Below are 5,248 nucleotides of genomic sequence, written 5' to 3'. Positions count from 1 at the left end.
TGTCCAATAATGAAAGTTATTGGACATTTTATAGGTATGACTATCCACCCTTGTTCAACGCTGAGTATTAGAAAAATAATGCAGGACTAATTTCAAAGCGCTTCGAGAGTTTGTCTATGTGCTCTTTTGTCAGTGACCTCTTCTCATTACAAATCATTGACACAGAGCTTTTGGGTCCAATCTCTTCCTTAAAGTCCGACATGGTGAGATTGTGTTGCTCCATGAGCAATCTCAACATTGAGGCACCGGCATCCATTGATCCAACTCGAGAATTGAACTCTTGAAACTCCGGCGCTTCTTCTTCATACGCGTGGATCTTTGACCACAAGACATCAATCAAAAGCAAGTTGGCATCATAGTCTTCAATCAATTCATCCATAAGCGCAAGCGCTTCCTGGTGATCTCCTGTTGAATGAATGCCCGCAATAAACGGCATCTCACTCTGCAATTCATGTGCAAGCTGTGTAATGTGTTGAATGTTCATTTCAGATCCTTTCGTCGATAACGATCGGTAAGTCGATCATATTCTTTATGGTCAACAATATACTTTACGAAAACACGTTGATGGCGAAATTCAATAAAGGCTATCAATCTCAGATTATTGCCTCCAAGATCCGCAACCCACCATTTGTCCTTGTACTTAAAATTGTCTAATGACGGCACTACCCTTTTCAGTTCGTGATGATCTTTAAACTTTCCATTTTTAAGTAAGCGATAAAAATCCTCTATCGCGTTGGCATCATTGGGGTACTTTCTCATTGCCTCAATGAAAATACCTCTAGCAATAACGTGCATAGCCTTTCCGTAAGTTCGCAATATGTGAACAGTATAGAATAGATTGAAGATGTTCGCAAACTGCGAACTTTAGAGTTGTTATGCTGTGTAAAGCACTTTATAGCCCTGCTCTTTAGCTAGAATTGAGCATTGGCTTTGTTCGGGAAGCGGACCTTCCCAATAAGCGTCAATCAATAGCCGAACAAACCGATTGAATCATGCCATAAAGGCTATCAACCGGGTTGGGCAAGCGCGGTATCTCAGATTGCGGGTCAAAATCTACATGTACCCGAGTTAGAGCATCTGAGCAGTTTTTTCTTGTAATTAACTTGGGGTCAACAGTACCAAGCTCACCGTTTAATTCACGATATTCATACGACTGTAGCTCGTCGAGCGATTCAAAAGCAGATGTTAAATAGATTATCGATGCATATTCATCTGAATCAAATTTATCTCCTTCAATGCTTAGGTCTTGCTCAAGCCTGATTACATTGGCCTTGAGTAATTCTATAGCACTAACCTTTTCTTCGAACGTAGATGCCTTTTCAATCTCGACCTTAGATTGCTTTAGTAAGTCTTCAATTTTATTCTCTAAGTCGCTTTCACTAGCGACTAGGAAAGAACTTAACAAGCACAAGGTAATAAGTACTCTTAACATGGCTTTAAGTTACTCGGAGTCTTTATCAAGGGACATCTCTTGTGCCAATCTCACAAGCTCTGAAGCTCTTTTGGGTTCGAGTGGGTTTAGAGATGCAGGGTTCACATTAGTAGGCCTCACTAGTTTATGAGCCGTGCCCGCAGCCTCAAATGCACTGAAATAATCTCGACCCTTGCGTTTTACCTCTTTACGCTTTTCTAAGGTTTTCTCATCCATTTCTTTTTCAAGGAACTCTTGCTTTGCGAAATCGCCAAAGAGCTGCATCCAAGCGACATCTTGTAACACTGGTGCTTCACGGCTTTGCTCATTTTCAAAGTACAACTTTTTTAGCTCGCCTGCATCACCTGCAATTTTTAAGCTTTCATAATCGCTATTTGAGCTCTTTCTACAGATGCCATTCACAAACGGGACGCAGAGGCGATAGTCTTCAAGCTCAGGAACGTCTGGAAACTCGCCAATATTGATAAGTTTCAACAATAGCCAGAAGTTTCCATCTAATTTAGCTTGAACTTCCTCCAACTCTTTTAGCTGATCCACACTCAACTCATCGCTAATTGGTTCGATTTTTAATCGATGTTCACGTGTTAATTCAAATACCCAAGGACAGTGATTTAAATACGAAGAATATCGCTCCTTATCCTCAACTAATTCTGACTTCGGATTAAACGAACATGGCAAAGCATTATCATCAATGACCAGTTCGTTTCCCGGGATCAATCGATCGACTACATCAAAATAGCCGAACGTATTAGACTCAGTCTTTACACGACCAATCCCTAATGAAAGCCTTCTAGACATCACTCCCCTCTACTTTATTGTTTGAACGCCTTTGCTCTTTCAGCTTGATACGCAGTTGCTCCTTAGCCATCCATAGTGGTTCTGAATCTTCACGAAAGCGCCCCATCCACTCCAAATCGATAAATTTCATCCCTGATTTATCGTCAATGCCCAATGCAGCTCGTTTCTCTTTTTTGAGTTTGATTCGAAGCTTCTCTTTTTGCTCCCATAAAGGTTCGGACTGTCGTTGAAACAATTTCATCCAATCTACTTCGAGAAATTTCGCTATCTTGCCAGAGTGTAATTTCGATTTGGATACTCTCTTAAGAACCGTAAGCTTAAATAGGTTCGGATCGTTCTGTATCACGCCAGCAACAAAAGGAACGCACAAACTAAAAGGATAACTTTCTTTCGGGTCATATGACTTATCTTTGAGAATGAGCCAGAAATCCCCCTCGAAAATATGCCCTTCATCAAGTGACAAATCAGATACCTTTAGGCTACTTCCTGGTAGATCAAATACTGCTAAACGGCCAGCGTCGTCTAGCTTAAATAGTAAGCAACTATCCGATAGCGAGGATGCTTTTGGAGCGCCATCACTCTTTAGCCTTTCTATTGGGGTGATTAAATCATGATACAAAGGCGCTTTATTAGAAAAGAACTCTGCCCCTTTAATAACCGTATCTACAACTGTGAAATTCGCAAAGAGATTTTGATCTCCATCGATAACGCCACAACCATATTTTAAAGTCGGCAGTTTTTTTCTTTGAATTATTAGATGGTTTCTATCACCCAATGATCTAACCCCAAATGTAATCGATTAAGTACACCATCATAGTGCCATAGAAGGTTCATCTTGTACGAATCGCTCACTATTGCGATGCCATAGGTAATAACATAGAGGAATCAAAACCAGCGCATTGAAGGCACTGATCATCATGGTCATGGCGATAAACAAGCCCAGCAACTGAAGTACGAGAAAATTGGATGCTAGTAAAACGAGAAATCCACCCGCTAAGGTTAAAGAATTAATCACAATTGGAATACCTACGGTCTTCGTTGCATTCTGCATAATCACGATGAGATCCTTCTCGCCTGCTTTCACTTGACGCTCTATAGACGATAGAAAATGAATGGAATAATCGATTCCAATACCAAATGCGATGCTTGCAATAATTGTCGTACCCACATCAACTGCAACACCTGATGCAGCCATCGCCGCATAATTCATGAGCACCGTAAGCACGAGAGGGATAATCCCAATGACGCCATTCATAACGGACTTAAATAAGAAAATCATAACCAAAGATATTAATGACAACGCAATGATCGTACTGGAGATGTTTGTCTTTATCACTTCCTCAATATTCGTGAACATCACTTTGCCATAGCCATTGTTTTCTAGACTCGTGCCAGCTGGCGTTAGCGCTTCAATATCATCTAATACCGGCCCCCAAAACGAGGCTGCATCGCTTTCACCCAAGACAATTAATCTAGCGTGCCTGTGCTGGTCATCGATGACATGTTTTATATCTTGGCTACGTTCATTTTCATAAACTAGAATCTCTTGGGCGATTAATTGCTCGTTAAAATCCTCTGGAAGCATATGCCCTTCATGCGTCAGCAAGTTATACATACGCTCCAAAAAGTCTACCGGCGTGAGTACAAAGCCAATGCCTTCTCGCGCCTCTAAATAACGTTCTAGCTTCTGAATACCTTTGATTACGTCCGGATTATAAATTCCACCCTGGCTACCCGTATCAATCCAGATATCGATAGGATTTGTGCCGTCGAAATGCTCTAGTATCGCGTCATTGTGTGATCGCAATACCGTATCAGGATCAAAGTTATTCACGTTCTCCTGGTCGAATTTGAGGTTCTGCAAAGAAGCAATGCTAATACAGGCTACAACGGCAATACCCATTAACGACTTGCGTGGATTGGTAAGAACAGTTTCAACCAAGCTCATTAGCTTCGCTTCTACTCCCTCGGATAAAACCGATTTACTTGTTCGATTACTGGGGACATTCAATACCAGTATCGGTGCAACCAAAAGTGTTATTAGCAATGCAAAGATGACACCTGTCGCCATGAGCAAGCCAAACTCATGTATAAAAATTATGTCTGTCCAGGCTAACGCGATAAACCCAATAAACGTTGTGATTGAAGTCAAAACTAAAGGACGTGTTAGATAGGAAAGTGTTGAGCCCAATCTTTGTTCAGCCCCATCTAGCCCCTCTTCGTTCGCAATGTAGTAATTATAAAAGTGGATTGCATCCGCCACCGCTACAGTAAGTAAAAAGACGGGCAAAACGGTGGTGACAATATTCTGCTCCAACCCCATGGCAACCATTAACCCTAGTGTCCAAATGGTGGTTAGACCGGCGATGGTGAGTGGTACATAAATCCCAGAAAGCGACTTGAAGCCAGTATATAAAATCAAAGAAATCACGAGCATTACGAATGGGAAAAAGATCATGTTATCCCTTTCCATTGATCGAGCCATTTCGGCTTCAACAATCGGATTACCGGCTAGATAAATTTTACCGGAGTAATTGCTCTCATCAACAATTTCAACGATCTTTGAATAAAGGTTGCCCGTGCTTCTATTATCGTCTTTAGGAATGGCCATCTCTATCTGGATCGTCGTCACTTTCTCATCTTGTGAAATCAAAAGATCTTTGAACAGAGGGTTTTCTCTAACTTCTTGTTGGAACGTGGCCAAAGCCTCGGATGTCAATTCTCCCTCAGGGAGCAAGGGATGAAGGTCCATTTCATCCTCTACCGACGTTAGGTTTTCAATGGTTGAGAAACTTCTAACCTTAATGATGGGATTAAACAAATAGCTTACTTTATCGAGTGATTTCCTGAATGCTTTCGTGTCAGCACCAGAGCTCTTAGCGAGGCTTTCCAACTGTCGGGCAATATCTAATCGCTTGTTTACTGGCGCAGTAACGAGCTGATCTACCAAGGCACTAGACTCGGCACTGATGCGTAATTTTGTGAGGACTAACTCATCGATGAACTCATTCAAAGTAA

General features: G+C 41.5%; 6 protein-coding genes. All 6 read right to left on the bottom strand.

All coding sequences use genetic code 11. The features are described 5' to 3' along the window. Positions 1-67: 67 nt before the first annotated feature. On the bottom strand, positions 68-484 hold the full coding sequence (locus A3766_RS25640; RefSeq protein ID WP_068643225.1) for a type II toxin-antitoxin system HigA family antitoxin: 417 nt from the start codon (positions 482-484) through the stop codon (positions 68-70). After that, entirely contained in the window at positions 481-795 is a 315-nt protein-coding gene (locus tag A3766_RS25635) for a type II toxin-antitoxin system HigB family toxin (RefSeq protein ID WP_068643223.1), read from the bottom strand. The genes A3766_RS25640 and A3766_RS25635 overlap by 4 nt, the downstream gene beginning before the upstream one ends. A gap of 166 nt (positions 796-961) precedes the next feature. Then, complete coding sequence (locus tag A3766_RS25630) at positions 962-1,432, bottom strand: hypothetical protein (protein WP_068643221.1); 471 nt, start codon at positions 1,430-1,432, stop codon at positions 962-964. A gap of 9 nt (positions 1,433-1,441) precedes the next feature. Then, positions 1,442-2,230 (bottom strand): hypothetical protein, encoded by a 789-nt coding sequence (locus tag A3766_RS25625; RefSeq protein WP_068643219.1) that lies wholly within the window; start codon positions 2,228-2,230, stop codon positions 1,442-1,444. Next, complete coding sequence (locus A3766_RS25620) at positions 2,223-3,005, bottom strand: hypothetical protein (protein ID WP_068643217.1); 783 nt, start codon at positions 3,003-3,005, stop codon at positions 2,223-2,225. Before A3766_RS25620 ends, A3766_RS25625 begins: the two co-directional genes overlap by 8 nt. A gap of 36 nt (positions 3,006-3,041) precedes the next feature. Continuing rightward, the coding region (locus tag A3766_RS25615) for an RND family transporter (protein WP_068643215.1) at positions 3,042-5,248 on the bottom strand (2,207 nt) is incomplete at its 5' end.

The organism is Oleiphilus sp. HI0132, assembly GCF_001635845.1.
The sequence above is the reverse complement of the archived record's forward strand: the minus strand, read 5'-3'. Positions and strand labels throughout refer to the sequence as shown.